At 39.0% G+C, this 26,504-nt stretch carries 42 protein-coding genes, 1 tRNA gene and 1 pseudogene; 17 read left to right on the top strand and 27 right to left on the bottom strand.

Annotation, left to right across the window (positions count from 1 at the left end; translation table 11 throughout):
• The 7 genes from QHG54_RS01430 to ssb all read right to left on the bottom strand — a co-directional run bounded on the left by QHG54_RS01430 (position 1) and on the right by ssb (position 5,358).
• Complete coding sequence (locus QHG54_RS01430; RefSeq protein ID WP_406604305.1) at positions 1–2,010, bottom strand: portal protein; 2,010 nt, start codon at positions 2,008–2,010, stop codon at positions 1–3.
• Positions 1,995–3,323 carry a PBSX family phage terminase large subunit gene (locus QHG54_RS01425; RefSeq protein ID WP_406604304.1) on the bottom strand — a complete coding sequence of 443 codons (1,329 nt, stop codon included), beginning with the start codon at positions 3,321–3,323 and terminating at the stop codon, positions 1,995–1,997. The genes QHG54_RS01430 and QHG54_RS01425 overlap by 16 nt, the downstream gene beginning before the upstream one ends.
• On the bottom strand, positions 3,304–3,636 hold the full coding sequence (locus QHG54_RS01420) for a hypothetical protein (protein WP_406604303.1): 333 nt from the start codon (positions 3,634–3,636) through the stop codon (positions 3,304–3,306). Before QHG54_RS01420 ends, QHG54_RS01425 begins: the two co-directional genes overlap by 20 nt.
• A gap of 150 nt (positions 3,637–3,786) precedes the next feature.
• Positions 3,787–4,056, bottom strand: a complete 270-nt coding sequence (locus tag QHG54_RS01415; protein ID WP_375642650.1) for a type II toxin-antitoxin system RelE/ParE family toxin — start codon at positions 4,054–4,056, stop codon at positions 3,787–3,789.
• Positions 4,040–4,267 carry a DUF6290 family protein gene (locus QHG54_RS01410; protein WP_406604302.1) on the bottom strand — a complete coding sequence of 76 codons (228 nt, stop codon included), beginning with the start codon at positions 4,265–4,267 and terminating at the stop codon, positions 4,040–4,042. Before QHG54_RS01410 ends, QHG54_RS01415 begins: the two co-directional genes overlap by 17 nt.
• Positions 4,268–4,365: 98 nt before the next feature.
• Entirely contained in the window at positions 4,366–4,902 is a 537-nt protein-coding gene (locus tag QHG54_RS01405) for a hypothetical protein (protein ID WP_406604301.1), read from the bottom strand.
• 15 nt (positions 4,903–4,917) lie between these two features.
• Positions 4,918–5,358, bottom strand: coding sequence for a single-stranded DNA-binding protein (gene ssb / locus QHG54_RS01400; RefSeq protein WP_406604300.1), 441 nt, complete (start codon positions 5,356–5,358; stop codon positions 4,918–4,920).
• Positions 5,359–5,547: 189 nt separating this feature from the next.
• Between ssb and QHG54_RS01395 the strand changes: the two genes are divergently transcribed.
• Positions 5,548–5,829 (top strand): type II toxin-antitoxin system RelE/ParE family toxin, encoded by a 282-nt coding sequence (locus QHG54_RS01395; RefSeq protein WP_406604299.1) that lies wholly within the window; start codon positions 5,548–5,550, stop codon positions 5,827–5,829.
• Positions 5,830–5,845: 16 nt separating this feature from the next.
• Complete coding sequence (locus QHG54_RS01390; RefSeq protein ID WP_406604523.1) at positions 5,846–6,139, top strand: HigA family addiction module antitoxin; 294 nt, start codon at positions 5,846–5,848, stop codon at positions 6,137–6,139.
• Between the two features lie 66 nt (positions 6,140–6,205).
• Here QHG54_RS01390 and QHG54_RS01385 read toward each other — a convergent pair whose 3' ends face one another.
• A complete protein-coding gene (locus tag QHG54_RS01385) occupies positions 6,206–6,331 on the bottom strand; it encodes a hypothetical protein (protein WP_406604298.1) in 126 nt (41 codons plus the stop codon).
• Between the two features lie 189 nt (positions 6,332–6,520).
• Here QHG54_RS01385 and QHG54_RS01380 point away from each other — a divergent pair, with 189 nt between their 5' ends.
• Both QHG54_RS01380 and QHG54_RS01375 read left to right on the top strand, forming a co-directional pair.
• On the top strand, positions 6,521–6,745 hold the full coding sequence (locus tag QHG54_RS01380) for an antitoxin MazE family protein (protein WP_406604297.1): 225 nt from the start codon (positions 6,521–6,523) through the stop codon (positions 6,743–6,745).
• Positions 6,745–7,068, top strand: coding sequence for a type II toxin-antitoxin system PemK/MazF family toxin (locus QHG54_RS01375; protein WP_406604522.1), 324 nt, complete (start codon positions 6,745–6,747; stop codon positions 7,066–7,068). Before QHG54_RS01380 ends, QHG54_RS01375 begins: the two co-directional genes overlap by 1 nt.
• 135 nt (positions 7,069–7,203) lie before the next feature.
• On the opposite strand, the gene QHG54_RS01370 is transcribed toward QHG54_RS01375, so the two are convergent.
• Positions 7,204–7,446 (bottom strand): hypothetical protein, encoded by a 243-nt coding sequence (locus tag QHG54_RS01370; protein ID WP_406604296.1) that lies wholly within the window; start codon positions 7,444–7,446, stop codon positions 7,204–7,206.
• Positions 7,447–7,625: 179 nt separating this feature from the next.
• Here QHG54_RS01370 and QHG54_RS01365 point away from each other — a divergent pair, with 179 nt between their 5' ends.
• Genes QHG54_RS01365 through QHG54_RS01355 form a run of 3 tightly spaced genes read left to right on the top strand, consistent with a single transcriptional unit; the run spans position 7,626 to position 8,207 of the window.
• Entirely contained in the window at positions 7,626–7,814 is a 189-nt protein-coding gene (locus QHG54_RS01365) for a BrnT family toxin (protein WP_406604295.1), read from the top strand.
• Positions 7,787–7,924 carry a hypothetical protein gene (locus tag QHG54_RS01360; protein WP_406604551.1) on the top strand — a complete coding sequence of 46 codons (138 nt, stop codon included), beginning with the start codon at positions 7,787–7,789 and terminating at the stop codon, positions 7,922–7,924. The genes QHG54_RS01365 and QHG54_RS01360 overlap by 28 nt, the downstream gene beginning before the upstream one ends.
• Complete coding sequence (locus QHG54_RS01355; protein WP_406604294.1) at positions 7,902–8,207, top strand: BrnA antitoxin family protein; 306 nt, start codon at positions 7,902–7,904, stop codon at positions 8,205–8,207. The genes QHG54_RS01360 and QHG54_RS01355 overlap by 23 nt, the downstream gene beginning before the upstream one ends.
• Positions 8,208–8,226: 19 nt before the next feature.
• Here QHG54_RS01355 and QHG54_RS01350 read toward each other — a convergent pair whose 3' ends face one another.
• The 8 genes from QHG54_RS01350 to QHG54_RS01315 form a co-directional block, all read right to left on the bottom strand.
• The gene (locus QHG54_RS01350) at positions 8,227–8,553 is read right to left on the bottom strand and encodes a hypothetical protein (RefSeq protein ID WP_406604293.1); all 327 of its coding nucleotides are present in this window, start codon (positions 8,551–8,553) and stop codon (positions 8,227–8,229) included.
• Between the two features lie 182 nt (positions 8,554–8,735).
• Entirely contained in the window at positions 8,736–9,134 is a 399-nt protein-coding gene (locus QHG54_RS01345) for a hypothetical protein (protein ID WP_406604292.1), read from the bottom strand.
• A complete protein-coding gene (locus tag QHG54_RS01340) occupies positions 9,118–10,341 on the bottom strand; it encodes a DUF1376 domain-containing protein (protein WP_406604291.1) in 1,224 nt (407 codons plus the stop codon). The genes QHG54_RS01345 and QHG54_RS01340 overlap by 17 nt, the downstream gene beginning before the upstream one ends.
• Positions 10,331–10,804: a crossover junction endodeoxyribonuclease RuvC gene (locus QHG54_RS01335; protein WP_406604290.1), complete on the bottom strand. Its 474-nt coding sequence runs from the start codon at positions 10,802–10,804 to the stop codon at positions 10,331–10,333. Before QHG54_RS01335 ends, QHG54_RS01340 begins: the two co-directional genes overlap by 11 nt.
• Positions 10,805–10,848: 44 nt before the next feature.
• Positions 10,849–11,055, bottom strand: a complete 207-nt coding sequence (locus tag QHG54_RS01330) for a hypothetical protein (protein ID WP_406604289.1) — start codon at positions 11,053–11,055, stop codon at positions 10,849–10,851.
• Between the two features lie 10 nt (positions 11,056–11,065).
• Positions 11,066–11,530 (bottom strand): hypothetical protein, encoded by a 465-nt coding sequence (locus tag QHG54_RS01325; protein WP_406604288.1) that lies wholly within the window; start codon positions 11,528–11,530, stop codon positions 11,066–11,068.
• Between the two features lie 11 nt (positions 11,531–11,541).
• Positions 11,542–11,784 carry a hypothetical protein gene (locus tag QHG54_RS01320; RefSeq protein ID WP_330168907.1) on the bottom strand — a complete coding sequence of 81 codons (243 nt, stop codon included), beginning with the start codon at positions 11,782–11,784 and terminating at the stop codon, positions 11,542–11,544.
• A 29-nt stretch (positions 11,785–11,813) separates the two neighbouring features.
• Positions 11,814–12,107: a hypothetical protein gene (locus QHG54_RS01315; protein ID WP_317993849.1), complete on the bottom strand. Its 294-nt coding sequence runs from the start codon at positions 12,105–12,107 to the stop codon at positions 11,814–11,816.
• Between the two features lie 112 nt (positions 12,108–12,219).
• Here QHG54_RS01315 and QHG54_RS01310 point away from each other — a divergent pair, with 112 nt between their 5' ends.
• The 6 genes from QHG54_RS01310 to QHG54_RS01285 all read left to right on the top strand — a co-directional run bounded on the left by QHG54_RS01310 (position 12,220) and on the right by QHG54_RS01285 (position 15,624).
• Positions 12,220–12,549 (top strand): helix-turn-helix domain-containing protein, encoded by a 330-nt coding sequence (locus QHG54_RS01310; protein ID WP_156851527.1) that lies wholly within the window; start codon positions 12,220–12,222, stop codon positions 12,547–12,549.
• 224 nt (positions 12,550–12,773) lie between these two features.
• Positions 12,774–13,184, top strand: a complete 411-nt coding sequence (locus tag QHG54_RS01305) for a hypothetical protein (protein ID WP_406604287.1) — start codon at positions 12,774–12,776, stop codon at positions 13,182–13,184.
• A 97-nt stretch (positions 13,185–13,281) separates the two neighbouring features.
• Positions 13,282–13,701 carry a hypothetical protein gene (locus tag QHG54_RS01300; RefSeq protein ID WP_406604286.1) on the top strand — a complete coding sequence of 140 codons (420 nt, stop codon included), beginning with the start codon at positions 13,282–13,284 and terminating at the stop codon, positions 13,699–13,701.
• Between the two features lie 121 nt (positions 13,702–13,822).
• Entirely contained in the window at positions 13,823–14,653 is an 831-nt protein-coding gene (bet, locus tag QHG54_RS01295) for a phage recombination protein Bet (RefSeq protein WP_406604285.1), read from the top strand.
• A gap of 1 nt (position 14,654) precedes the next feature.
• Positions 14,655–15,278 carry a lambda-exonuclease family protein gene (locus QHG54_RS01290; RefSeq protein WP_317993855.1) on the top strand — a complete coding sequence of 208 codons (624 nt, stop codon included), beginning with the start codon at positions 14,655–14,657 and terminating at the stop codon, positions 15,276–15,278.
• A gap of 70 nt (positions 15,279–15,348) precedes the next feature.
• A complete protein-coding gene (locus QHG54_RS01285) occupies positions 15,349–15,624 on the top strand; it encodes a hypothetical protein (protein ID WP_317993856.1) in 276 nt (91 codons plus the stop codon).
• 3 nt (positions 15,625–15,627) lie between these two features.
• Here the strand turns inward: QHG54_RS01285 and QHG54_RS01280 are convergent.
• The 3 genes and pseudogenes from QHG54_RS01280 to folE all read right to left on the bottom strand — a co-directional run bounded on the left by QHG54_RS01280 (position 15,628) and on the right by folE (position 17,790).
• Positions 15,628–16,799: pseudogene (locus QHG54_RS01280) on the bottom strand (tyrosine-type recombinase/integrase).
• Positions 16,800–16,949: 150 nt separating this feature from the next.
• Positions 16,950–17,034, bottom strand: a tRNA-Leu gene (locus tag QHG54_RS01275).
• 138 nt (positions 17,035–17,172) lie between these two features.
• A complete protein-coding gene (gene folE / locus QHG54_RS01270) occupies positions 17,173–17,790 on the bottom strand; it encodes a GTP cyclohydrolase I FolE (protein ID WP_317993314.1) in 618 nt (205 codons plus the stop codon).
• Positions 17,791–17,915: 125 nt separating this feature from the next.
• Here folE and QHG54_RS01265 point away from each other — a divergent pair, with 125 nt between their 5' ends.
• From QHG54_RS01265 to thrS, 3 genes are all read left to right on the top strand, one after another.
• Entirely contained in the window at positions 17,916–18,344 is a 429-nt protein-coding gene (locus tag QHG54_RS01265; protein WP_317993315.1) for an iron-sulfur cluster assembly scaffold protein, read from the top strand.
• Entirely contained in the window at positions 18,345–18,698 is a 354-nt protein-coding gene (gene yidD, locus QHG54_RS01260) for a membrane protein insertion efficiency factor YidD (RefSeq protein WP_317993316.1), read from the top strand.
• Positions 18,699–18,818: 120 nt separating this feature from the next.
• Complete coding sequence (thrS, locus tag QHG54_RS01255) at positions 18,819–20,795, top strand: threonine--tRNA ligase (RefSeq protein WP_406604284.1); 1,977 nt, start codon at positions 18,819–18,821, stop codon at positions 20,793–20,795.
• Between the two features lie 46 nt (positions 20,796–20,841).
• Here thrS and QHG54_RS01250 read toward each other — a convergent pair whose 3' ends face one another.
• The 5 genes from QHG54_RS01250 to QHG54_RS01230 form a co-directional block, all read right to left on the bottom strand.
• Positions 20,842–21,345, bottom strand: a complete 504-nt coding sequence (locus tag QHG54_RS01250; protein WP_317993318.1) for a MerR family transcriptional regulator — start codon at positions 21,343–21,345, stop codon at positions 20,842–20,844.
• Between the two features lie 205 nt (positions 21,346–21,550).
• Positions 21,551–21,862, bottom strand: coding sequence for an integration host factor subunit alpha (locus tag QHG54_RS01245; protein ID WP_317993319.1), 312 nt, complete (start codon positions 21,860–21,862; stop codon positions 21,551–21,553).
• A gap of 77 nt (positions 21,863–21,939) precedes the next feature.
• Positions 21,940–22,914, bottom strand: coding sequence for a beta-ketoacyl-ACP synthase III (locus tag QHG54_RS01240; RefSeq protein ID WP_317993320.1), 975 nt, complete (start codon positions 22,912–22,914; stop codon positions 21,940–21,942).
• Positions 22,915–22,963: 49 nt separating this feature from the next.
• Positions 22,964–24,034 carry a phosphate acyltransferase PlsX gene (gene plsX, locus QHG54_RS01235; RefSeq protein WP_406604283.1) on the bottom strand — a complete coding sequence of 357 codons (1,071 nt, stop codon included), beginning with the start codon at positions 24,032–24,034 and terminating at the stop codon, positions 22,964–22,966.
• Between the two features lie 164 nt (positions 24,035–24,198).
• Positions 24,199–24,756, bottom strand: coding sequence for a DUF177 domain-containing protein (locus tag QHG54_RS01230; RefSeq protein WP_317993322.1), 558 nt, complete (start codon positions 24,754–24,756; stop codon positions 24,199–24,201).
• A gap of 224 nt (positions 24,757–24,980) precedes the next feature.
• Here QHG54_RS01230 and QHG54_RS01225 point away from each other — a divergent pair, with 224 nt between their 5' ends.
• A complete protein-coding gene (locus QHG54_RS01225) occupies positions 24,981–25,469 on the top strand; it encodes an outer membrane protein assembly factor BamE (RefSeq protein ID WP_317994048.1) in 489 nt (162 codons plus the stop codon).
• Positions 25,470–25,536: 67 nt separating this feature from the next.
• Here the strand turns inward: QHG54_RS01225 and nusB are convergent, their stop codons facing one another.
• Positions 25,537–26,007, bottom strand: a complete 471-nt coding sequence (nusB, locus tag QHG54_RS01220; protein WP_317993323.1) for a transcription antitermination factor NusB — start codon at positions 26,005–26,007, stop codon at positions 25,537–25,539.
• A 2-nt stretch (positions 26,008–26,009) separates the two neighbouring features.
• The gene (locus QHG54_RS01215) at positions 26,010–26,465 is read right to left on the bottom strand and encodes a 6,7-dimethyl-8-ribityllumazine synthase (RefSeq protein ID WP_317993324.1); all 456 of its coding nucleotides are present in this window, start codon (positions 26,463–26,465) and stop codon (positions 26,010–26,012) included.
• Between the last annotated feature and the right edge of the window lie 39 nt (positions 26,466–26,504).

The raw sequence follows: 26,504 nt of genomic DNA, 5'->3' as shown, positions 1-26,504 counted from the left end.
CTAAATGCTTCTTGCTCTATAAGTTCCCGCTCTTTCCCGCATAATCTGATTGTGCATTTGTTCATTGCGTATCCGTTGGCGTTCAAGTTCATTGCGCTGCTGCATCATTTCTGCTTCCAGTTCCGCTCTTTTCTGGCGCATAAACAAATCAATCTGCTTGGCTTGTAAATCCATCTGTTGCATCTGAGCTTTTGCCGCAATGTCCTGCTGCTTGGCTTGCAAATTCATTTCCTGCTCGGGGTCCATCTGCTGTTGTTGTGCCATTTGCTGCTGTTGAAACTTCTCACTGACACGATTAAGCAATGACGCCGGCAATGGAGAATAACGAAGTAGATCAAGCATAATATCCGGTGTAATGGCATTTTGAAGCAATGGAAGCAGTTGTGTGATAATGCCAAAGGTGCGCTCTTTTTCATTCGGGCTGGTTGGCGCATCATCAACTACAATGTCATACTCAACACTCATTACTTCTTCACGCGTCAAAGGAATATATTGTGCATTTTCCTCACCAGATATCCGCACCAAACGCCCATCAGACAAATAATTCTGTATAAGGTGTAAAATAATCTTACCTTGCCGCTTGCGATACAAACGTAAAGCATCAAACAGACAAGCAAGCAGATTTAAACTAGATTGGCGTCGTTGTGCCTCTAAAATACCTGCCTGCGTTACTTCCCGTGTCCCAATGAATTCAGGTGATAAACCCGTTACCTGATTAATCGCTTCCTTCGCTTCATTAAACAGCTGGAAAAAACCTGCTGGAAACTGAGAGACCGGTTTGGGCTGTATTTTACCACCTGCCAAAGCCCCATTTTTCAAAACCGTAATACTATCTGCTCTGCTCCAACTTTTTACGGCTTCTCTCTCATCTTCAAAAGCCCCCCTCTCTGCCATAATCCCCCCTTTGGATTGGCTATTAAGGATATGCATTACTTGACTGAAATATTTATTCGCCCATCGTTGTGGGTCTTTTGTAGGACGCACAACCCCATAAAATTGCCGTTCTATCTTGTCAAAATAACCCGTTATACACTCCCAACCCAATTGACCAGTAGGAACCATGGGTTGATCGGGGCATAGCAAAATCTTTTTGCCTAGAAAAGCGCGCTTAACAACCTTTTTATTGAAAGCTGCTCCTTGAATATTAGGCATCATGCATTGGAGTTGCTTAAAGTCCTCTTCGCTATAATCACGAAGTTCTCCAGTGCTTAAATCGGGCGCTTTGTAATACCTCTCGCTTTCAAACCAACGGCATTCAACAAGCGTGACCATTCGCCGACCATTTTCAACATCAATGCTCCCTTCATCACTGTAATAATCAAGATCATTGTGGTGAACACCTTCATGAGAGCTCCCATCCCTTGCCCAATCCGCACTCAGTTCACTCCAATGAGCTTTGGGAAACATCTGCTTGGCTACTTCCAAAGGCTTGCGGTCCACATACCACAAACGTTGCGCATCGGTTAAGTTCGGTTGCACCGCTGCACTGTCCCAAACCATCTTTAACGGGTCTAAACGGGTAATAACCGGTTCACCATCAAGGCTATTTTCATAATCAAGACGCGTATCGGTCCAGCCCATGCCGCAGATAACCGCATCCTGAAACGCATCACTATCAGCGTATTCTGCATGCGCCATGTCTCTAAACCATTCGGCTGCTCCGGTAAGCAATTCACTTGGCAATGCCTTACCTATCTGACGCGGGATAAATTGTACCTCACGCTTGTTATTGCGTTCAGAGCCTACAACAGCATTCACAAGCGGTGCAATACGATTAAAGGTCATAACGGGGCGGCGTTGCTTTTTTAACGCCGATAAATCTTCTTCATTCCATTGATCACCATTGTAAAAACCAAAATCCTCCCGTGCATGTTCACGCCATTTATTCACATGCTCCACATCTTCTTTGTACCAACTCAAAAGCTTGCGAAACAAACCTTCATGAGAGAGATCAGATACGTTGCTGTCTTTTTCTAAATGCTCTTCATCATGCATCATTCTGCCATCCATGAGGTACTCTCATATTCCGTTCTGCCGCTATAAGCTGGTCGCTTTTGTATCGTCGGAGGTTCTTCATAAGCCACACACATCAATCCAAAGGCATCTGCTCCATGACTGGACCAATCATGCTCTGCTCCCAAGCCAATATTACGCTTCTCATCCCATTTCTCGTGATACCAATTCAGTGCCTTGCGCCCTGCTACTGTCATCTCTTCATTAAACCAAACAGAGGGCAAAATACGCCGCACCGCCTCTATACGCATCTTAACCGCCCCTGCCCCTTGATTAGGAACAACTTGCGTTTCAAAACCCGCATCATTTAAAGCACTCTCAAAACTTACATTGTGCACACGATCTCTCGTCGCACCGTCATGGGGGAGAACCATCAATGCCTTCTCATAACCATTGCACCGCAACCACCCTATATGCTCCGAGAGCGGCTGTCCTTGCGCTTCGTAGTAATCAAGCACTCTGATTTCCTTGCCAATAAATTGTGCTATCCATATCGCTGTTGCATCTGCCTTAGCACCCGTGCCCCCAATGTCCCAAAAAGCACGGATTTGCATCAAGGGGTCACGAGCAACACGCCCTATCCGCCCCTCCTGCTCGGCTGCCAACATTTCCTTTTGATAATAAGCACCTTGAACCGCTGTAAGGTAAGCCCCTTCCCAGATATGCTTATAGGTCTCGGGGCGGTTTCTAAGGTCATCAAGCCGCGCTTCATTCAAGATCTTGGGAAACTTCGGATTGTCTGACCAATTGATCTCAACACGCTTAATTGCCTCATTGTCTGAAAAGCGAAACCGCTTCTCAACGGGGGCATTCTCTCGCAACGGATTCCATGTCACCCATAATTCTGCTCTCCACCCCTCTCCTTCTTCACGTAAAGTCGGTATAAGCGTTTGCCAAGCCGTCTCTGTAACGGGCTCCGCTTCATCAACCCAACAAAGCAAAATACGCCCCATGGACTTGATACTCGCAATATTGCGGTCCAGTCCAGAAAACTGAAAGGCTATACGACCATCTATCGACTTAATCGAAGATTCCCCAACCTTGTAATAATCCTTTAAAAAATCATGCGCTTCAATGGCGCGTTTAATCTCCTCCAATGAACTTTCTGCTAGCGAGTTTTGAAACTGCCGTGCACAAAGGAGTGTGCCTGATATTCCTCCCATACCAAATTGATAACCTTTTAAAGCAGCCATCAAAGCAAATGATCTTGTCTTTCCAGACCCTCTCCCTCCCCAAGCAGCACGCACCAAAGCCTTACCTGTAAAAATCGGTATAAGCTTTGGAACAATCTTAATCTGTGTGGTTGTCATTGACCAAAGGCGCGATTTCTACACGCGTTATCATCTTAATAGCTCCCCCATCTTCCCCTGTTACCTGCAAAGGCAACACCTTACCAAGCAACGCTAAATAAGCAGCGGGGCATTCCATAGCTTGTTTTTCCAAATAGGAGATCAAACCATCATTGCCAATTTTATTCCCAGCATTCTCAGCAGCCTTAACCACTGCTTCTTTTAAAATGCGCGTCATTTTATTGGGAACGCCTTTGACACGCCCTTGACCTGCCTTTGGTGGTATACGCTTTTTAACTGGTTGTGGAGCCTGCTCTGTATTTTCTGATGTCATAAAATACGCCCTCCAGATAATAAAAAACCCCGCAAATGCGGGGATTTTGAACTGTACATCGCCCTCTCTAGACACAATACGCCTAAGTACAGCAAAGTCATTAAATACGTTTTGCTACAATTTGTCAATATAAAAATAACATTATTTGCTTTAGCTTTTATATATATTTTTTCTATGTCCAACAGCCAAAACTAATACTACAAGCTCCTTATCATAAAGATCACAAAGTATCCTATAATCTCCTACACGATATCTCCACAAACCCGATAACTGACCTCTTAAAGGCTTTCCTACTGCACGCACATCTTCAAGAGAAGCAATCTGTTTATCTAAAAAATCAACAATCCGCCGCGCTTCTTTTTTATCGCATTTTTTTAAAAAACTGAGAGCTTTTTTTTCATATCTAATCGTCCAAGCCAAGCTCTTTCCTTACCTCTTCAGAGCTATAAAAAGTAGCCTCTCCTCTTCGAATGCGCTCTCTTACGTGTGAAGCTAAATAATAATCCTCCGCTTCCTCTATTCCACGTTCAATAATCTCTCGCAGATAAAAAGACTTCGTACGCCCTGTCTTCTCAGCTAAATTATTCAAACGCGTTTCAAGTTCGCTAGGCAACCGAATAGATATTGTCATAACGCAATCCTCATATTTGTATTCACTGTAATACAAATATAACGAATTGTACAGAAAAACGTTTCACATCATGCTACAAAAACTACATAAAATATTTATCATTCACTTTTTTGATCAAAATATTTCTGAAGCGCATCAAGAGCAACCCGCAGTGAATTCACAAGATGTGGTAGCATTTGATCTTCTATAACGAGGTACTGTAGCGCTGCATAAAGATTGTACTGTCTATAAAGACACTGGGCTTCTTTTAGTGCCTCTTGCATATTAGAAAACTGTTCTGTTGCAAATTCTACCCATTTATCTCTTGCCTTATCATCAGATGATGAGGGCATCTCATCATAAACAGCGCTAGGCAAACCTTTTGCACATAAATAGTCGTTTCTTATCTGTAAATACTTTTGTGCGGCGTCATATTGCTCTTGTGTAAGTATACCTTGCAAACAAAGCCGCCCGATATAGGTACCAGCAAGTGGATTTTTTGCCTCTTGTAGCGTTAAACCAAAACGCTTGGCACGTATTTCTATTGCCAATTTATCAACGGCTTCACGTGGTGCTTTTGCCCGTGATATACGTCCATTTTGCTCTCTTAATTGCCCTAATTTCTTAGGGCGTCCCCTCTTTTTATTTTTTTTCACAACACCGCCTTCTATTTAAAAAGGAATCCCATCGTTTAAAGCGTTTGTAGGCATATCAAAGGGTCTCTGAAAGCTTCTGTCATAAGCAGATGACTGCTCTTGGTCATCATCATTTTTGCCATCTAAAAGCTTTAACTCGCCTTTGTACTGAGGCAATATGACTTCTGTTACATAGCGATCAACACCGTTTTTATCTTGCCATTTGCGTGTCTGTAATTTTCCTTCTATGTAAACCTTTGAACCTTTGTTGAGATATTGAAGTGCTACTTTTGCTAAATGTGGATTAAAAACCACAATGGAATGCCATTCGGTTTTGTCTATTCTCTTATTGGTTGCCTTGTCTGTATAGCTCTCAGACGTAGCCATTCGAAAATTGACCACCTCACCACCAGAAGGCATAGTTTTGCATTCGGGATTAGCACCTAAATAGCCCATTAACATCACTTTATTTAGCATGTTTTTACTTACCTTAAATTTGTATTTTAATACATACAAAATCTTAGCATTATTTGCTTATTTATTCAATTATTTCAAAAGGATATTATTGATTATTAACATATAACATTATGTTTTAAAGTGCTCTGTGATAAATAATCCATTGACAAAGTGCATGGTGTGTCGTATCAAGTATCAAAAGGTAAATATATGGCAATCGTTAGTTTTAAGCATAAGGGGTTGAAGTTATTTTTCGAAAGAGGAATTTGCAAAGGCATAAACCCTGCGCATGCTAAAAAATTAGCAAATATTTTGGTAATTTTAGATACGATATCTGCTCCTGAACAAGTAACCCTTAAATCATATCGTCTTCATGAGCTTACAGGCGATTTAAAAGGTTATTGGTCAATGCGTGTCAATGCAAATTGGCGTGTTACCTTTCGTTTCATTGGAACAGACGTTGAACTGGTTGATTATCAAGATTACCATTGAGTTTTGAGGTATTATGATGATGTACAATCCTCCACACCCTGGCGGCATTTTGAAAGAAGAATTGCTTGATGAATTAGGGTTAACAGTAACAGAAGCTGCAAATCGTCTTGGCGTTGCACGTTTAACTCTATCACGCGTCTTAAACTGCCATGCGGCGATTAGCATTAACTTAGCTTTACGGTTAGAAAAAGCGGGTTTAAATGATGCGGAATTCTGGCTTAAACTGCAACAAAAGCATGATTTGTGGCAAGCTCGTCATAACAACCCAATCCCACATATTTCACCTTTAGAGCAAGCAGGACGTCTTTAGAAACTAAAATACAGCTTAACTATCTTCTCGCCTTTGAAGACAAGAAGATAAAATCATGTTTTTACGTTAAGCAGCTTTTACAACAGATCTTGCTAAGACACACTTGGCTTCTGTTGTAACCAATTTGTAATGATCAAGCTCTTTTTGCAAATCATTTACATACGATAAACGCGCGGCAATCATTTTATACATGCAAAATCTTAGAATTATTTGCTTATTTATTCAATTATTTCAAAAGGATATTGTTATTTCTTAACATATAACATTATGTTTTATAGCATTCAGGATAAAAAATTGAATTTTGCGAATTTATTCAAAATTTTGTTTCATGTAACTTTTTTCTATGTTATACGTTACATGAAACATAATGGAGATTTTGTTATGGCTACAATGCACGTCAATGAACGCGTTCAAAAACATCGCAACGCACAAAGAAAAGCAGGTTTGCGCTTAATACAAATTTGGGTACCAGATACTCGCCAACCGAACTTTGCAGAAGAGTGCCGCCGCCAATGTCGCTTAGTCGCAAAAATGGATAAAACAGATACATCTATGCAGTTGTTGATGGATCAATCTTTAATGGATGTTGATGGTTGGACAGAATGATGCGTGGATCTCTTGTAACAATAGCTATGCAAGGCGATTTTGGTAAACCAAGACCTGCATTAATCATTCAAGCCAATCAATTTAGTGAACATACAAGCGTAACGGTTTTACCTATTACCAGCACACTTGTTGCAGCGCCATTACTGCGCATTACTATCCAACCAGATACCAAAAATGGTTTACAAAAAACTTCTCAGGTCATGATTGATAAGATTACGACGGTAAGATGTGAAAAAGTTAGCCCAGCTTTCGGCTCCATTCATGCAGATAAAATGGTGGAAATTGAACGCTGTTTAGCTGTATTTTTAGGAATAGTAAAATGAATTAGCACCCCATGAACATCACTGTCTTATGCCTTTTTGGGGAGAGATAATGAGGCAATTTGTTGAATTTAATCTATGAACTTAAAAATGATTTTTATACAATAAAAAAGGCGCCCCCCCAGCGCCGCTGCTTTTTTATGCAACTTTCTCTAAAGTCTTTTCACGACCAGTGATGACAACATTGTCACTAACATCATTATGAACACTAGCATTGCCAAATACATGCGCATTCCCATAAACCTTACCACTTACATCGGCTTTACCATAAACCTTGGCATTGTCATAAATACGAGCGCTATGTAAAGTTTGTACCTCACCAAAAACCTCAGCATTCCCATAAACACGAGCCCGTTGGCATATACGAGCATTGTCCCTCACCCAGCAATCGCCATCATGCGAAAGATGTTCACTGCTTTCTATAAACCCACCTAAGTCGCCTGCTTTAACGTCTGCAAAATCTCTAATGGCTCTAATACGTCTTAATGTGTGGATATATGGATAGTTCAGTGTTCATTTAAAACTCTTGATATACATACATAAATGTATTAACATAAGATATGAAAATAAGATTTGAATGGGATGAAACTAAAGCAAAAAGTAATCTTAGAAAGCACCGTGTAAGTTTTGAATTAGCTGCTCGTGTTTTTGCAGACCCATTCGCCATGGTTAAACAAGACCGTATTGAAAACGGAGAATATCGCTGCAAACTTTGGGGCTTGTGGATGGCTTTTTACTGCTGCTCGTAGCACATACAGTCCATGATGATAAAGATGGTATAGAAGTAATCCGTATTATTTCAGCGCGGCGAGCCAACTCGAAAGAAAGGAAACGTTATGAAGAAGAAAGTTCGTTATGAAATTGATGTCGGTAACTTATCACCTTTGACAGATAAACAGAGAGTTGAAATTGATAAATTGGCTGCAATGCCGGATAGTGCAATTGATCATAGTGATATTCCAACACTAGATGATACGTTCTGGAAAAACGCCGTTCGCAATCCATTCTATAAACCAACCAAAACTGTCACAACTGTGCGTGTGGATTCAGACGTGCTAGCGTGGCTTAAAAGTCAAGGAAAAGGATATCAAACGCGGATTAACGCCATTTTACGTGACGCTATGCTTCGTTCAATGCGTTAACTTTTCCGCTTAAAACGCATCAAACTGCTCCTGTTAATTTCTTGATACCTTTATTAACCTCATCTATAAGAGGCTCGTAATTCAAAACGCTTCTAGGAAGATTACCACCGTAAATCCACGCTTTTACTTGCGCTTTGGTACTAAAATCTGCATTTTTTGGTATGGTATAATACTGACCGCCATCAAACTTTTCATACTCTCTTGTGCCATCAGGATATTCGTAGAGATTGTAAAAATACTCCGCCGCTCCATCACCCCATGGAACATAACCAACAGCTGTTGCAACAAACTTTTTTTGCATTGGCTGTTTACCTTTTGTAAAGAATCGTGATTTAAATGCTTGCATACTAGATCCGTAATTTTACCAATGGGTCTATTTACCTCAAAGTTAACCGTACAGAGCGTTTTATATATTTAAGTCAAAAAATTACCCAATCGCTCTGTACGGTGGCTTTTTGTCGATTTAAACGCATATCTATTCTCAAAACAATCAGCAAATTTCACTACTTTGCTAACCTGCTATGTTTTTTACTTTCCCCCCCCAAGACCATTTAAAGTTTCTTCAAGCTCTTGCTTGTGAACAAGCGTTAGTGGTCTAAAATGCTCTTTTGCTGTTTTTTCTTTGAGTGCTTTCTCACGTGTGTTTTCAATTGCTCTACGTACACTTTCGGCTTTTGAAAAAAGGGTATTTTCTAGTTTCTGGCAATAAGTTAAAAGCTCTCCACAAGTTGGCATAAATGTTTTTGATATCCCAATTGCTTGACCAGTTATGATATCTTCGACCCCCTTTTTCAGAGCATATGACGAAATGCGGTCCAGCATCATGCCATAGGATAAAACGACGGCTTTGGAATCTGTGTTTGCAGGGACTCTCATGCTTGAGAGTAGGAAAGAAGCTTGCTCAATTTGCTTAACTGAAGCTTTCACAGAGAGCAACGCTTGTAGACGATTGCAAGCATCTAAGGTTTGCGCCTCCTCCTGTTTCGTCAATGTATTCCCAGCTTTCAGCGTCGATGGATACCCCGAACTGATCATTTCGATAATCTTCTCCAGATGAGAGATGATCTCTGAGTTCGTTGAAGCCTTCTGCAAGCTGTTCTGTGAAAGTTTTCTGAGTGAATTTTGCATAATGACCACCTAACCGTTTCTCCTGTTCTAATCTTGCTTTTTTCTTGGCTAGCATTCCGATAGGGCTTGTGACCCAATTGTACCAAGTCCTTTGCCAATCTCGTTTGTTTGCATTTTTACTTGGATTTGCTATCCAGTAATTTGTGAACCGTTCGAACTCTAACAGCGCCTCATCCTGCGTTAAGCCTTTATCGATTGCGTATTGCAAATTAGGTTTGAAATCCTCAGGTAAGCGAAAACCATCTTTTGACCTAGTCCGCTTGGCTTTCTTAGGAACGTTCTTTTGCTCGTGAATGGGTAGGTGGTTTTCTGATGAGGTTGCGATTTGCTCTGATTGGCTCTCAACAGCATAAACCTCTGTTGGCTCGTCAACCAAATCGATTGTTTCTAAATCTTCAAAATCAATTTCTTTTTTTAATAACACGATAGTGTTATTTTTTTTATATATATTGTTATTGTTAATGTTATTGTTAATAGCATCATTAAGCATTGCACAAGCATTGCTATTAGCATCATGCTTAGCATCATTAAGCATTGCACAAGCATTGCTATTAGCATTGCTTAGAGCATCATTAGCATCATGCTTAGCATCATTAAGCATACCGTTAGCATCATGCTTAGCATCTTGATCATCACTGATTGTTTTTGCGTTATGATGTTTTGCCCATTTTGCTTGCGCTGCTTTCTGTGCCCTCTCTGAAAACTTGTTTAAATTTTCGTTTGAGTTATTGAGTTCTTCTTCAACTCTTAAACTCCACAAACGACCATCTTCTAAACGTATGATCTTCTCATCACGTAATAGGATGTCTAATGTATTTTTTAGAACTCTCACTGAACAACCTGCCCACCGTGCTAATTTGGGAGCATCTTCAATAATAGGGCGGCGCTCTTCATACATATATAAGACAAGTGTCATATAAAGACCTTTTTCCACTATACTCATGCCACTAACATCAACAATCCATTGTGAAGAAAAAAGCCTCGTCCATGGTAATTTAATGGACATACCCCAATTCCCTTTCTTTAACTAAATATAAAATTGCTAAAGCATCTGCTTCGTTGTCATCACAAGGCGCATGACCTTTGGAACATATCGCCTTAATCATCTCTTCTTTCGACGCATTCCCCTTGCCTGTCGTCGCTTTCTTAATCGTACTTACTGGTATACCCTCATACGGTATCTGATGATGTTCACACCACGCCGTTAACGTTGCTAACAAGCCACCGTAAACATGCGCTGCATCCGTGCCAACATGACGCCTCACCTCTTCAAAATACACCGCATCAATTTGACCTGCCGTCTGCTTTATTTCTGATAGCCATTGCTTAAAGCGCAAATAACGCATCCCTCCGCCTTCAAAACGGCGTGATTGAAAATTCACCGTGCCACTGATGATATGACCATCCACACCACATATCGCCCACCCTGTCTTCGTACCTAGATCAAAACAAAGGATTGTATGAAGCATCTAAATCACCTGTATTTAATGATTTTTTTTCTTAGAATGGTGCTTTAAACGACTTCTCTGTACACAGTTTTACTGCAATTCACACAATAAGAAACGTTAGGAAAAGATAATTTTTGGATGAGCTTTTCTTGCTCTTTTATTATTTCGTCTCTTTCATCTATCTCTTGTCTAAGCTTTTTTGTGATTTTAAAAGCGGTATAAGTCGCATACCAAGCTGTATAACAAGATATAATAAGTGCAATTAAGCCCATCCCTATCTCCTCACTTACCCTTCTTCTTACTCTTCTTATTCTTATGAATATGAGCCGGCGCTTTTACTGCTTCATCACGCTGCTTACTCTCTTGTTTTAATCTTTCAATTTCATCATCACGTGATTGCACATCTGCTTCGAGTGTCGTCACAACTTCACTTACATCTCTGAACGCCTTATCATGCTCCCCTGTTTTTTGTTTCATTTCTTCAATCACTTGATTAAGCTCTCGATTCAGTCTCTCAATCTCTCTGTCACGTTCCGTAATTAGCTTAGTGTTCTCTCTAATCTTAATATCCCAGTCCTCTTCCATATCCTGAAGCTCCCGTACAAACTCACCCTTTTTATTTTCGATTTCTTCTTTAAGTGTTTTAGCCTGATCTCGATAATACAAAAGAACGCGAAAAGTGATCCCCACGATAAGCAACGCTCCAAACACCACGAATGTTACAGTTAAAATTTCATTTAAACTCATCTTTATCTCCTTTAATTTTTATGAGGACGGTCATCATGACCAATCTGTTTTGCTTCGCATTCCATTAAAAAAAGAAGGCAACAAACTCCATACGCCAAGTGTGATAAATCACTCTCATGTTCAATAAAACCACCAACGTCGCCTTTTTTAACGCTTCCAAAATCTCTTAAGGCGCGTATACGTTTAAGTGACACATCTATGATGTAAAAACTCTGTAGGTTGTGCGAATATAATCCCATGTCCTGTGGACTCATATTTCTTTTCTACAGCCATCATCATCTCCTTAAGGCTGTACAACGTTGCTGTGATCAGACGCCGCATTAACGCCAGAACTTTTGGTAAACCTTGATGTTGAGATTCTTTGTCTCTCTTGCATTAATCTCTGCAAGCGCTCTGGATAAAAGAAATCATCAGGGCGTAAATCTATGCCGTGATCTCGTGCGTAATCTAATATTTTTTGTTGGTGTTTTGCTGGTATAAAATTATGCCATCTAGAAACAGATGACACATCTCTCTGAACTATGGTTGCGACCACTTTGAAACCACCTAAATATTTTATAATTAATCTCGAAGGCATATGTAATCTCCATAACAGCGCAATAAATAATTGCACTTTTTACATATGTCAACAAAAAATGCATATATCACATTTTTGCATTTTATGTATTTTTAGGGATAATGTTTAGATTATGAGTAGCAATATTGAAAAAAGCATCCAACAATGGCTAGAAAAAAAATTAAACGAGCGCGGACACGGTGCTCAAATAGAATTAGCTGCCTACTTGGGAATCCATCAGTCCACTATAAGCAGAATGATTAATCCTTACAAAAATGGAAAATCAAGAAGCATTAGTATTGGGGAATTAGTTAAAATAGCCGAGTTTTTTAACGAGCCTCCCCCAAATTTCTTCAATGATGTTGATCAAGAGTTTATGAATTTCTATCGTGATCTTTCTGAAGAAAACAAGAAATCTGTGATTTTATATATTGAGTTTTTAAGGCAATCAAAAGATAAGTAATAGTTTCCTTTTCTTTCCGAGAAAACCCTCTTAAAAGATTAGAATCTTGTTCTGCTATTTGCATTTTGTATCTCCATAAATTGTGGATAGTGCATTTTTAAAAAAAACATACCTAACATAAATATGCACTTTTTACATTTTTATGTTGACACTTGCACTTTTTACATATATTCACTCCATATCTTAGAAATTAACCGTTGCCAATAGGGCTTATGGAGGCTTTTGTGACAAAACCCGTTTTCATAAAATCTGATGAAATTCTCTTAGTGATGTGCGAAAATGAAGAGCAAAATCTCGCCAAATATGGAACTTTCTTCGAAGAAAAGGACATTATCAAATTTATCGACCAAGCCGATAATGCTGTCCAAATTTTACGTATTGAACCAACGACTAACCGTTGCGAAGACATCTCTGAAGATATTGCCGAATTCTATCTTAAAGAATGTGAAGAGCAGTGTTTCAACGGAAACATACCTCACGAATTTATTGAACAGAGTGCAGCATACGGTTTTTTTTTAGAAGAAATCGAACAGCAGCGGTATGAAGACGAAATGTTTGGCACCTATGAACAACAGCACCGTTTAACTCTTTGGGATGTCATTCCAAACTACCCTCATTATACAGGGCGTTTCTAAAAGCGCCGTTATTTTCAAAAAATTCACCACACAATGCAATGCCGTTCTTTTGCAAGAATGGCAAAAGCAGATTCTTCCTTAAATAAAGAGATAAACCATGGAAAAGAAATACGAACTGACTGATGAAACAATTGAGGTTGATGGCAAAACTCTCCACCGCATTCGTGCACTGAGAGACTTTTCTGATGTCGAGAAAGGTGACCTAGGCGGTTATATAGAGCGTGAAGGCAATTTATCTCATGAGGACTCCTGTTGGGTTTATCATAATGCCAAGGTTTATGGTAATGCACGGGTTTATGGGCATGCCTCGATTTATGATGGTGCAGAGATTTATGACAATGCTTTGGTTGGTGGTTATGTACTTGTGCACGATAATGCAAGGATTTACGGTGATGCTGGAATTTATGACAATGCAGAAGTGTATGGTGACGCAAAAGTTTACGGGGATGCGGTAGTTCATCTTGGTGTACACGTTGGCGGCTATACCGCCATATCAACTGGAGAAAAGACCAGATGAGAAAATACGAACTACTAATCTTATAGTATCTCTATAAGCCCTTTCTAACCACACAAACAACTTTTAACACATGCGTAATTCACGCCACGGGTGAATTGCGTACAACTGAAAGAAATAAAACATGACACATTCCCCCCTAACCGTTATGGCGCAAAAATATGGATTTTCTCATGACGAATTTCGAAAAACAATTATCAAAACATGTATCAGTCATAATTGTACTGATGAAGAATTTGCTGCATTTATCTCTGTTGCGAAAACTTATGGGCTCAATCCTTTAACTAAAGAAATATATGCACTCCCTAAAAAAGGCGGCGGCATTATTCCTGTTGTCTCTATTGATGGGTGGATAAAGATCATAAAGTCTAATCCCAAATTTGATGGCATGACCTTTCAAGATCAATTGGATAAGGATGGTAATCTCATTGCAATTAAATGTGCTATACGTCTCAAAGACATTAAAGACCCCATAGAGGTCACGGAATATTTAAAAGAATGCAAGCAAGAAAACAGCAAGCCTTGGAAAGATTTTCCAGCCCGTATGTTGCGTCACAAAGCCACTATACAATGTGCACGCTATGCTTTCGGATTTTCCGGTATTTATGAAGAAGATGAAGCAGCTCGTATCAATGAAACAAACCATAACAGTCAAAAACAATTGGTTTCTCAAGATATACTGATAAAAATCAGAGAATTAATCGAACAAACACAAGCCGATGAAATGAAGCTTCTCTCTTTTGCGCAGGTAGAAAATCTAACAGAGATGTCTTGTGAAACAGCACAAGAGATTTTAGGGCTTTTAGAAATAAAAGCAAGACAACAAAAAGAAAGAATACAACAATCCTTACCACCACAAGAGCAAAACGATCTCTCCACTCAAGATGCCGAATATATTCACATCCAAGATGTTGAATATGCACCAACACCACAAGAACAAAGAACGGCGGTGTAAAATGGAACAAAGAACAGCAGAATGGTTTCAAGCCCGCTTGGGTAAAGTCACCGCATCTAATGTTTACAGCGTAATCAGTAAGACAGCTAAAGGATTGCCTACAAGCAAATATGAAGATTACAAAATAAAACTTATTACAGAACGCTTAACAGGCGAAACCAGCCCCCATTATGAAACTGAAGATATGCGTTGGGGCGTTGAACATGAAGAAGATGCCTTGAGAGAATATGGCTTCATTTATGACACAGAAGTCACAAGATGCGGGTTTATCCAACACCCCACAATGGAAATGGCGGGGGCTAGCCCTGATGGGCTTATTGGAGAAGACGGTTTAATCGAAGTCAAATGCCCGAGATCAGTAACGCATATGCGCTTTTGTATAGGTGACGAAATCAAGCCTGAATATCTCGCACAAATACAATTCCAAATGGCTTGTACAAAGCGTCAATGGTGTGATTTCGTAAGCTATGACCCACGTTTTGTGGGGGAATCATCTCACTTGCGCATGAAAATCAAACGCATCCACCGTGATGAGAAACAAATTGAACAGATTAATAAAGCTGTTGAAGCCTTTTTAGCAGAAATAGAACGAGAGATAAAACAACTCTCAACAAAAGCTGCTTAACCTTATGGGGGTGCTCTCTCCTCCCAGCACCTCCGCCCTTTCATAATTATAATAAGAAGGATTACATTAAATGAATGAAAAAAAATTAAAAGCCTCAATAGAAAAAGTAAGTTTATTTGAACAAGCTTTACTATCAATGCGCTTGCAAAGGCTCGTCAATATACAAGACCTCTCAATTTATCTTGGAATGTCTATGACCTATATTAGAGAGCTTGTAAAAGCTGGTGTTTTCCCTAAACCAATACAAGAAGGACGATACTTAAAATGGGATATCGTTGAAATTGACCGATATATTGAAAGCAAAAAAGCCGAAAGAGATTCCATAGAACTACCACCACTATCGTAACAATCAACGCCCAGTCACAAAAGATGACCACTGATCTAAAAGAATACGACGCTGTTCTAAAAAGTCAGTTCTCATATAGGCTTTTGTGACTGAATTCCCCACTGAATGAGACAAAGTAAATTCCGCGATTTCAAATGGTGTTGATGTTGTCTCTGCTATCCAATCACGAAGACTAGATCTGAATCCGTGAGGTCGATAAGCAATCCCTCTATCTTTCATAAATTTAGAAAGCGTCATATCAGATATAGGCTTTCCAGAATTTCCAACAAACAAAAATCCATTTTTTCGATTCTTTTTGCTTTTTCAATGATAGCAATCGCTTCTTCTGTAAGCGGTACACGAAAATCAAAAACCTTTCCAACTATCCCCTTCATATTTTCTTTTGGAATTATCCATATTGATTGATTAATCTCCTCCAACCGTATATGCCTAATGGGCATTGAACGAACCCCCGTTAAAATTAAAAGCTTTAAGGCTAAATTTGATACAATATTATCATCTAAGGATTGATAAAATTCCGGAACTTCTTTCCATGGCATAGCCGGAATATTTTGAACATTTTGAATAAATTTTCCCAATAAAGCTTTTGCTTTTGGTACCAATTGCATATCCACATCTATGCCACGTGCTGCAGCATGTTTTATAGCAATATTCAAACGCGATAAAGCCTTGCTTGCTGTTTCGTTTTTGGTTTTCCAAATAGGAGATAAGCACTCTTTTATATCAATCTGCGTCAATTCAGTAATTGCTATATCTCCAAGCTTAGGAAAAACATGCAATGTAAGAGGTGTTAACCACCTTGCGGCTGTTCCTTCATTCTTCAATTCACTTTTCTTGGCTTCAAAAGCGCTTAAAACAATTTCTCTTAAAGAAATACTATCAACCGCCCGCCGTAATTTTTCATTTTTCCTTTTACGAATCGGGTCAATACCTTGGTTTAAAAGATCACGGCAAGCTGTAGCCTTAAGCCTTGCTTCTTTCAAAGATACAATGCTACAAGAGCCTAATCCCATTTCACGACGTTTTTTATTGAAATCAAATCGAAAAACCCAACGTCCTTGATTCTGTGCTGTCTTAATAAGCCATAGCCCAGCTCCATCCGCATATTTACCTTTAGGTAAATTTTTGACAGATAAGGCGGATAATCTATCACGTGTTCTTGTTTTCCTATTCACTTTTTAAACCACCTTTTAAACCACCTTTTGAATTGCGCTTTTGACAGATTCATCGGATATCAAGGTCGTATATAAAAGACAATTAATTAAATAAAAACAACAAGATAAGATAAACAACAACATCAAGTGATATTGTAGAAAATCCATAATTGGTGCGGTCGAGAAGACTCGAACTTCCACGGGTTGCCCCACAGCGACCTCAACGCTGCGCGTCTACCAATTCCGCCACGACCGCACGTGGTGAAGCCAAATATATTGTCTTTTTGGATTTAACAAATCACAAAGCAAGGCACAAGCCTATTTTCACTTTCCGATGATTTATTTTATCTAGATCACCTATACCCCAATAGAGATTATGAAAACATGGACTTTACTATGATCTACACACCATCATCATAAAATTAGCTTGTGCAACTTTATCCTTTTCATAAGAACCATGAAAACTTGTCGTAATCGTCGTAGCTCCCTGCTTTCGTACTCCTCTCATAGCCATACACATGTGTTCAGCTTCAATCAATACCGCAACACCGCGAGGTTTTAGATGTGTTTCCAAAGCATTAGCTATTTGAGCTGTCATAGCTTCTTGTGTCTGTAAACGACGCGAAAAGATATCTACAACACGAGCAATTTTTGAAAGACCAACGACCTTTGCATCAGGAAGATAAGCAATATGTGCTTTACCAACAATTGGAATCATATGATGTTCACAATGTGAATAAAAAGAGAGATCCTTGACTATTACTGATTCATTATATCCTGAAACTTCTTCAAAAACTGTATCCAAGATCTCTTCAACCGATTCGGTATAACCCGTAAAAAGATTGCGATATGCCTTAGCTACACGCTTAGGAGTATCTAAAAGCCCTTCTCGATTCGGATTTTCCCCCATCCATAACAGTAATGTACGAATCGCTGCTTCTACTTCTTCAGAACTAGGACGTTTGTTCTCAGATAAAAATGGGTTTTTAGTATCTCCTTTAACATTGTGCATTTAAAAACTCCAAGTTCACTCTATACAAAGCATTTGCTACCTACCTATTTCATCCTGTATAATCTCTATATAATCCAATTAAAAGCTTAAACAATCACAGCTCTCGAAATTTCAGGCAATAGCTCATGATTGATAACATCTATAGTGAAAAAATACTTGAATATGCTGCGCATATAAGCAAAATTGGCCGTCTTAATAATCCGGATGCAACATCAAAAAAACGTGCACACATTTGCGGCTCAACAGCTACTGTAGATCTAAAAGTAGCAAATCATACCGTTACAGATTTTGCTCAGGAAGTGCGCGCATGTGTGCTCGGGCAGGCTGCAGCTTCACTTTTAGCATATCATATCATTGGTCAAACAACACAAAATCTTAAACTATTACGTGAAATTATCTATCAGATGCTGACAGAAGATGGCCCCCCTCCGTCAGCTCCATTCGAAGCATTTTCTTGCTTGCAGCCCATTAAAGACTATAAAGCACGCCACACATCAACGATGCTTATCTTTGATGCCGTGATAGATTGTATTGAACAAATTGAAGAAAAATAAATGCTTGAATCACACCCTCAACAAAAAAAGAGACAAACGCGTAATTATACGGGTCCTTGGCGAAAAACACCTGGACGATTACTTGGTATTCTCTTGATACGTTTTTATCAACTAACACTTTCTTGCTTTATAGGAAATCAATGTCGCCATGCACCGACCTGTTCGGAGTATACCTATGAAGCAATCGCACGTCATGGGCTGTGGGCTGGCGCGTGGTTGGGACTGTTTCGTCTCGTGCGTTGTGGTCCATTTGGAACACATGGTTTTGATCCCGTACCTACCTCTCTTGGAGATTCTTACTGTTTTTATAAACCTTGGCACTACTGGAAAATTTCTGCCAGACATAACAAATAGTTCTTTTCTTTTTTTATGTGTATTGATAGAAAATTAGCCTATTGGCCTTAACTGATTTATCACTAAGTTTTCACGAAACCATCCGCAATCATTCGCGGAATTGGATTAAAGGGGTGTTTTATGTCTTGCTCTGTTTCTCTTTCTTTTCCCGATGGTTCAAATCGTGATTATCCCAGCGAAATGACTGGCTTAGAATTAGCGGAATCGATTTCTAAATCACTTGCAAAAAAAGCAGTGGCCTATAGCCTTAATGGTATCACACGAGATCTATCGGATCCCTTAGGGCAGTCTGGTCAGATAGAAATCATTACCCGAGACGACCCGCGTGCCCTTGAATTTATACGCCATGATTGTGCGCATGTCCTAGCCGAAGCAGTACAGGAGCTCTTTCCTGGAACGCAAGTTACAATTGGCCCTGTTATTGAAAATGGTTTTTATTATGATTTTGCACGTGAACAACCTTTTACATTGAGTGATCTCACCATCATTGAAAAAAAGATGCGTGAAATTATCCAACGTAATAAACCATTCAGAAAAGAAGTTTGGTCTCGCAAAAAAGCAAAGGAGATTTTTTCTCAAAAAAACGAGCTTTATAAAGTCGAGCTTATTGATAGCATTCCCGAAAATCAAGATTTGAAAATCTATTATCAAGGTGATTGGTTTGATCTTTGCCGTGGTCCACACATGCAATCTACTGGACAAATTGGAAATGCTTTCAAACTGATGAAAGTTGCAGGAGCTTATTGGCGGGGTGATGCTCATAATCCGATGCTAACGAGAATTTATGGTACGGCGTTTGCTCATGAGAATGACTTAAAAGCTTATCTACACATACTAGAAGAAGCTGAAAAACGTGATCATCGCCGCTTGGGACGTGAAATGGACTTATTTCATTTTCAAGAAGAAAGCCCAGGAATGATTTTTTGGCACAAAAAAGGCTGGAAAATGTTCCAAAATTTGATCAGCTATATGCGTAGACGCCTTGATGATCATCAATATGCTGAAGTGAATGCACCACAAGTTCTCGATAAATCACTTTGGGAATTATCTGGTCATTGGGAATGGTACAAGGAGAATATGTTCAAAGCAATTCCAGCAGCTGATGATTGGGATGATAAATGTCTTTACGCTCTTAAACCAATGAATTGCCCTGGTCATGTGCAGATTTTTAAACATGGTTTAAAATCTTACCGAGATTTGCCCATAAGACTCGCGGAATTTGGTCTTGTCCATCGCTATGAACCTTCAGGTTCCTTACACGGACTTATGCGTGTGCGTAGCTTTACACAAGATGACGCACATATTTTTTGTACAGATGAGCAGTTAGCCGATGAATGCCTCAATATTAATGACCTGATCTTATCAACTTATGCTGATTTTGGTTTTAAAGAAATCAGTCTTAAACTTTCAACACGCCCAGAAAAACGTGTCGGATCTGATGCATTATGGGATCATGCAGAAAATATCATGAAATCTGTTCTTAAAATGATTGAGACAAAATCCGCAGGACAAATCAAAACAAGTATCCTTCCAGGTGAAGGTGCATTTTATGGACCTAAATTTGAATATACACTGAAGGATGCTATTGGTCGCGAATGGCAATGCGGAACTACACAAGTAGACTTTAACCTTCCTGAACGTTTTAATGCATTCTATATTGATAAAGATTCAGAAAAACGCCAGCCAGTCATGATTCACCGTGCCATTTTTGGATCGATGGAGCGCTTTCTTGGTATATTAATCGAAAATTTTGCTGGACATATGCCACTCTGGCTTGCTCCTGAACAAGTCGTTGTAGCAACAATTACATCCGAAGCAAATGAATATGCAAAAAAAATAACGGCAAAGCTGAAAGCTGTCGGACTTTCAACAACATCAGATCTTCGTAATGAAAAAATTAACTATAAAATACGTGAACATTCTTTACAAAAAGTTCCGGTAATTTTGGTATGCGGTAGACGTGAAGCTGAAACAAATAGTGTGAATATGCGCCGCTTAGGAAGCACAGATCAAGTTCTTTTACCTATAGAAGAAGTTATTAAGCAGCTCACAAACGAAGCAACACCACCAGATTTACGCCGTTTAATAAATGCTTAAAGGGTGGTAAAAAATGAAAGGGATTATAAAGTGAAGGTGATCATCGTTATCGTGCTCTGTCAAGCACACGCTTACATTCAATGAGTTCAAACAGTGTTTCTTGCAACAATGCTTTATCAGTTTTGTCTTTGTAAATATTCACAGAACCGACAGACGCTTCCCCCTCATGCTTCATAAAACTTAAAAGCCCAAAAGAGGATTTTTTAGGCTTACTATTGGTAGATTCAGAAGTTTGCTCTGCATGTTTCTTTTCTATTACAATATTCATAGCATCAAGATCACCATTACCCAATGCAGTAACAAAAGCAACACCATTTTCTTTCAAAAGGCGCTGTACACCTTTTATTGTATACCCCTGATCATACAGTAATTGCTTGATACCATTAAGCAAATCAACATCAACTGGGCGATAATAGCGCCTTCCCCCACCACGCTTCATTGGTTTAATCTGCCTAAAACGTGTTTCCCAGAATCTTAATACATGCTGCGGAAGCCCTAATAACTCGGCTACTTCGCTAATGGTACGAAAAGCATCAGAGCTCTTATCCATTTTGCAACACCTTATCTAAAACACGACCAATAATTCTATGACGACTCATCAGATTCTAATCTCTCAACAAGATTGGTCAAAAATAGGACCACATTTGATTCCATTTAAACTAAAAAGCTTTTTGCTTAAAATAGAATATAGGATTTTATTTTATATAATTTTTTAACAAATACCAAACCTTGTAACAAAGTTTACTCAGGTGATATTATTTTTTTCTTGCGCGATGCGAATCCAAAATTCTTTGTTTCAGTACATTTGCAGCCTTAAACGTCACGACACGTCGTGGCAGGATAGGCGCTTCAACACCGGTCTTTGGATTACGTCCAACACGTTCACTTTTATTACGAACTTGAAACGTCGCAAAAGAAGAGAGTTTAACTACCTCACCTCTTACAAGTGAATTGCAAATTTCTTCTAAAACCAATTCCACCAAAGCTGCTGATTCAGTATGTGACAAGCCCACTTTTCTACAAACTACGCTCGCTAAATCTGCACGCGTTACTGTCTTACTTGTCATTATAACCACCTATTCAAATATTAAAAATTACAAAATGATTTATACGTTTTATTCAAATATGGTCAAGCGACTATAATCTACCAACGAATAAGAATTGCTCCCCATGTAAATCCACCTCCCATAGCTTCTAACATGACGAGATCTCCTTTTTTAATCCTTCCATCATGAATAGCCGTTGTTAAAGCCAATGGCACTGACGCTGCAGACGTATTACCATGTTGATCAACAGTAATTACAACTTTATCTAGAGCAATTCCAAGTTTTTTAGCTGATGCCTCAATAATACGTTTGTTAGCCTGATGAGGCACAAACCAATCTAATTGTGAAGAATCTATACCAGCAGCTGCAAAACAATCATCAACCACATCCGTTATCATACCAACTGCATATTTAAAAACTTCTCGTCCTTCCATACGTAAATAGCCTGTCGTTTGCGTTGTTGAAGGTCCACCATCAACATACAGCTTATCCATATATGCACCGTTAGAGCGCAATTTTGCAGACAATATGCCACAATTAAAAGCCATATCGTCCTTAAGTTCTTGTGCTTCCAAAACAACCGCACCCGCGCCATCACCAAACAAAACACATGTTGTACGATCTTCCCAATCTAAAATTCGAGAAAATGTATCAGATCCAATAACCAAAATTCTTTTGGCTGCTCCACAGCGTAAATAAGCATCTCCTGTTGTTAAGGCAAAAATAAAACCAGAGCAAACAGCTTGAACATCAAAAGCAAATCCACGGCTCATTCCTAAAGCATGCTGAATCTCAACAGCAGAAGCAGGAAAAGTTCGGTTTGGTGTTGAGGTTGCTAAAATAATACAATCAATATCTTTTATTGTTAAACCAGCATTGATAAGCGCTGCTTGTGCAGCCTCGACTCCTAAAGAAACCGTTGTTTCATTTTCATTGGCAATATAACGTTGGCGTATTCCTGTACGCTGAACGATCCACGAATCTGATGTTTCAACAAATTTTGCAATCTCATCATTCGATAAGCTCTTTTTAGGCAAGGCACTTCCTACACCACGCACAACGGATCGAATCATTAGGTTCTAACCTTTTTCTGAAATTTCTCACTTATACTAAAAATGTTTATCATATGGCCTCCTCATTTATCGTGGCTTCATCTTCTTTATCAAAAAGTGTTTCTTTATTTTCATGAAACCGCCGTAAATCAGCGGTTATTTTCTGCAAAAGTCCATTATTAACCATCTCATAACCAATGCGGATAGCAGAAGCAAAACCGCCAGCATTAGCACTACCATGACTTTTTATGACAACACCATTCAAACCTAAAAGCACTCCACCATTAACTCTATCCGGATCCATTTTATGTTTAAGTGTACGAAAAGCGCCCCGCGATAAAAAATAACCAAGAGATGAAAAAAAAGAGCTACGCATAGCGGAGTTTAAGATCTCCCCTATCTGCCGCGCAGTCCCCTCTGCTGTTTTTAAAGCAATATTACCAGAAAAGCCTTCTGTTACAACAACATCTACTGTTCCTTTTCCAATATCATTACCTTCAACAAATCCCTTATATTCTAAGCCTTCTAATTGCACTTCACGCAATATCATTCCAGCCTTTTTGATTGCATCAAGGCCTTTAACCTCTTCAACCCCCACATTTAAGAGCCCAACACTTGGTTTTTCAGTGTGATATAAGGCACGAAACATGCCCGCTCCCATAACCGCCAAATCAACCAACTGGCTAGCAGATGCACCAATCGTTGCCCCAATATCCAAAACAATACTCTCACTACGAAGTGTTGGCCAAATACCTGCAATCCCAGGACGTTCAGCCTCTGCCATCATTTTTAAACAAAAATAGGACATTGCCATGAGTGCACCAGTATTACCAGCAGAAATGCAAACATCAGCTTCACCATTTTTTACTGCTTCGATTGCATACCACATTGATGATTTACCACGCCCATTGCGAAGTGCTTGGCTTGGCTTCTCATCCATACGCGTATAACTTTCTGTAGGATAAAAGCGCGACACAGAAGCTAAACAAGGGTATTTTTTTAAAACTGGCTTAACAGCATCATCTACTCCATAAAATAGAAAATAAATATTTGGAAAATATTTTTGTACAATTGCTGCTCCTGCAATAGCCGCTTCCGGACCATAATCACCACCCATTACATCCACAGAAATTCTAATCACGCTAGCACATCCCACATCTTTTCATTTACGCTTTTAAACTCATGTTGCAATTTTTGCTATTGAACAACCGCGAAGCATATTGTGCAAAAATAGCCTCGTGGAAAATACCGTTTTTATAATATTTATAATAGTATACAATAGATAACTTTTTTATGCTTTTACAATCACTTCAAACTTTTCAAAACAGAAAATGGTGATAATTTTTGCTCAGCTTCTTCTAAATTTTCAACCATACTCATATTTATCCCCTCTTTTCGCGGATAACGATTAATTGACAACTCAAAAAATTCTTCCATGACTGCACCAATATCAATCTTATCGCCATAAAACACTTCTGGTATATCTGGTCCTTCCGCATCTAAAAATAATTCACCTGTATCCTCTGATATTTTTGGTTTCATCAAGTTTGAGTCTTCTGGAACAAAAACAACCTCAATATTTTCATAGAGATTATTTTCTAGTGGTTCTAATGTGATAACACACAATTGTATTATACGCGCCCGCAGAAAACCTTTTACGCGTACCCCACGCTTTTTCCACGGTAAAATATGGAATTCCCCCTCACAAGATTTCACTTCAACTAAATCATGATTCTTAGCTAAATGTGCACATTCTCGTTGATCTGCACAAATATGAACCCTTATACCTTTAAGGGGTAATGAACGTACTGAGATTGAATAAGCCAAAGCAAATGTCATTTGAGAAACATTTTGAACATTCATTGGCGGCTCCCGAATATGAAGGGATGAATATACTGTGCTTTTATTTAGCTAAAGTACATTTCATTGATTTTTTTTCTTTTCTAAAGAAATTCTGTATGGCATAATTTACCTTATAACAGGGAAACTCAATGTAAGCTATGGCAGATTAAGCTAAAATTAGAAAAAAACTTGAGGTTGCCTTCTTGTCATACGTCTAAGATAAAATGGAGATATCATTGTTTCAAGTGCCCCACAGAATGGCCTTAATCAAACGCAAGTTATTGATTGGTCTGTTAATAGCAAACATGGTAGCAATTGCTGGTTGTAGTCTTATTGATTCTTCAGGTTCAAGCCAGATATATAAAGAAGGCTATATCCTTGATAAAAATGCTCTTGATTCTATTGCTATTGGATCAAGTCAAGAGCAAGTTATTTTAACCTTAGGAACCCCTTCACTAAAAACAAAATATGACAATGAGGTCTTTTATTACATCTCACAAACTCGGTACCGTGGGATGCAGTTTATGAAAACTAAGATTATTGATCGCAAAGTTTTAGCCATTTACTTTAATAAAAACAACCAAGTTGTTAAAGTAGCCAATTATGGTCTACAAGATGGTCAGGTATTCGATTTCATTGCACAAACGACACCAACTGCAACCAAAGAACAACCTTTCTTAATCCAGATTATTAAAGGCCCTGCAGGCCCTGCAAATTTGCCAATTCACAACTAAATTCTCATATTCTGGATACAATCTCGATGTTATCAGTCCCGATAACATCGAGATTGTAGCACTGCTTTTAGTGGCGAATTTTCTTCGCCATACTATCAAGAACCGCATTGACAAGCTTTGGCTCATCACCTTCAAAAAATGCCTTTGCTATATCGACATATTCATTCATAACAACAGCAATAGGCACATCTTGGCGGTTGATTAACTCCCATAAACCTGCACGCAAAATTGCTCGTAGTATAGAATCAAGACGTGAAAGTGACCACTCTGCAGAAAGCTGTTGATGAAGCATAGGATCAAGCTGTTTCTGATCTTTTACAACACCAGTTATAATAGCCAAAAACCACTGAAAATCAGCATCAAGATACTGATCTCCATCGATATTTTTTCCTAAACGATAAGCCTCGTATTCAGCTGCTGTTTCCATCACACCAGAACCCACTATATCCATTTGATAAAGTGCTTGAACTGCAGCGAGTCTTGCCGCTCCACGTTTATTGGCTGAACGCGGAGAATATTTGCCTTTTATATCAGCCATATTTAATGATTATCTCCAAATCTCTTTTTTAGAGCGATCATACATAAAGCAGCTTCAGCAGCAAAACCACCCTTATTTTTTTTATCCTGTTTTGCACGCTTCCATGCTTGTTCTTCATTTTCAACGGTCAAAATACCATTTCCAATAGCCAAATTCTTATGGACAGTTAAATCCATCAATGCACGACAAGAATCATTAGCAACAATTTCAAAGTGATATGTTTCACCCCGAATAACACAACCAAGTGCTACATAACCATCGTAAAGTACCTTACTTTTTTCGGCAAAAGCTATTGCAGCTGGTATTTCTAATGCTCCTGGCACTGTCACAATATCATAGCTGGCTTCAGCTTTTTGCAAAACACCCACTGCACCTGTAAGAAGCGCATCAGAAATCCCATCATAAAAGCGCGCTTCAACAATCAATACATGCGGCTTTTTACGTATCTCTTTTACCATAATGGAATCCCACAAAAAATTAACAAAAAACTTAGGAAG

Origin of the sequence: Bartonella gliris (genome assembly GCF_045277155.1) — a bacterium.
GTDB lineage: Bacteria > Pseudomonadota > Alphaproteobacteria > Rhizobiales > Rhizobiaceae > Bartonella > Bartonella gliris.
This window is presented reverse-complemented; position numbering and strand designations above follow the sequence as displayed.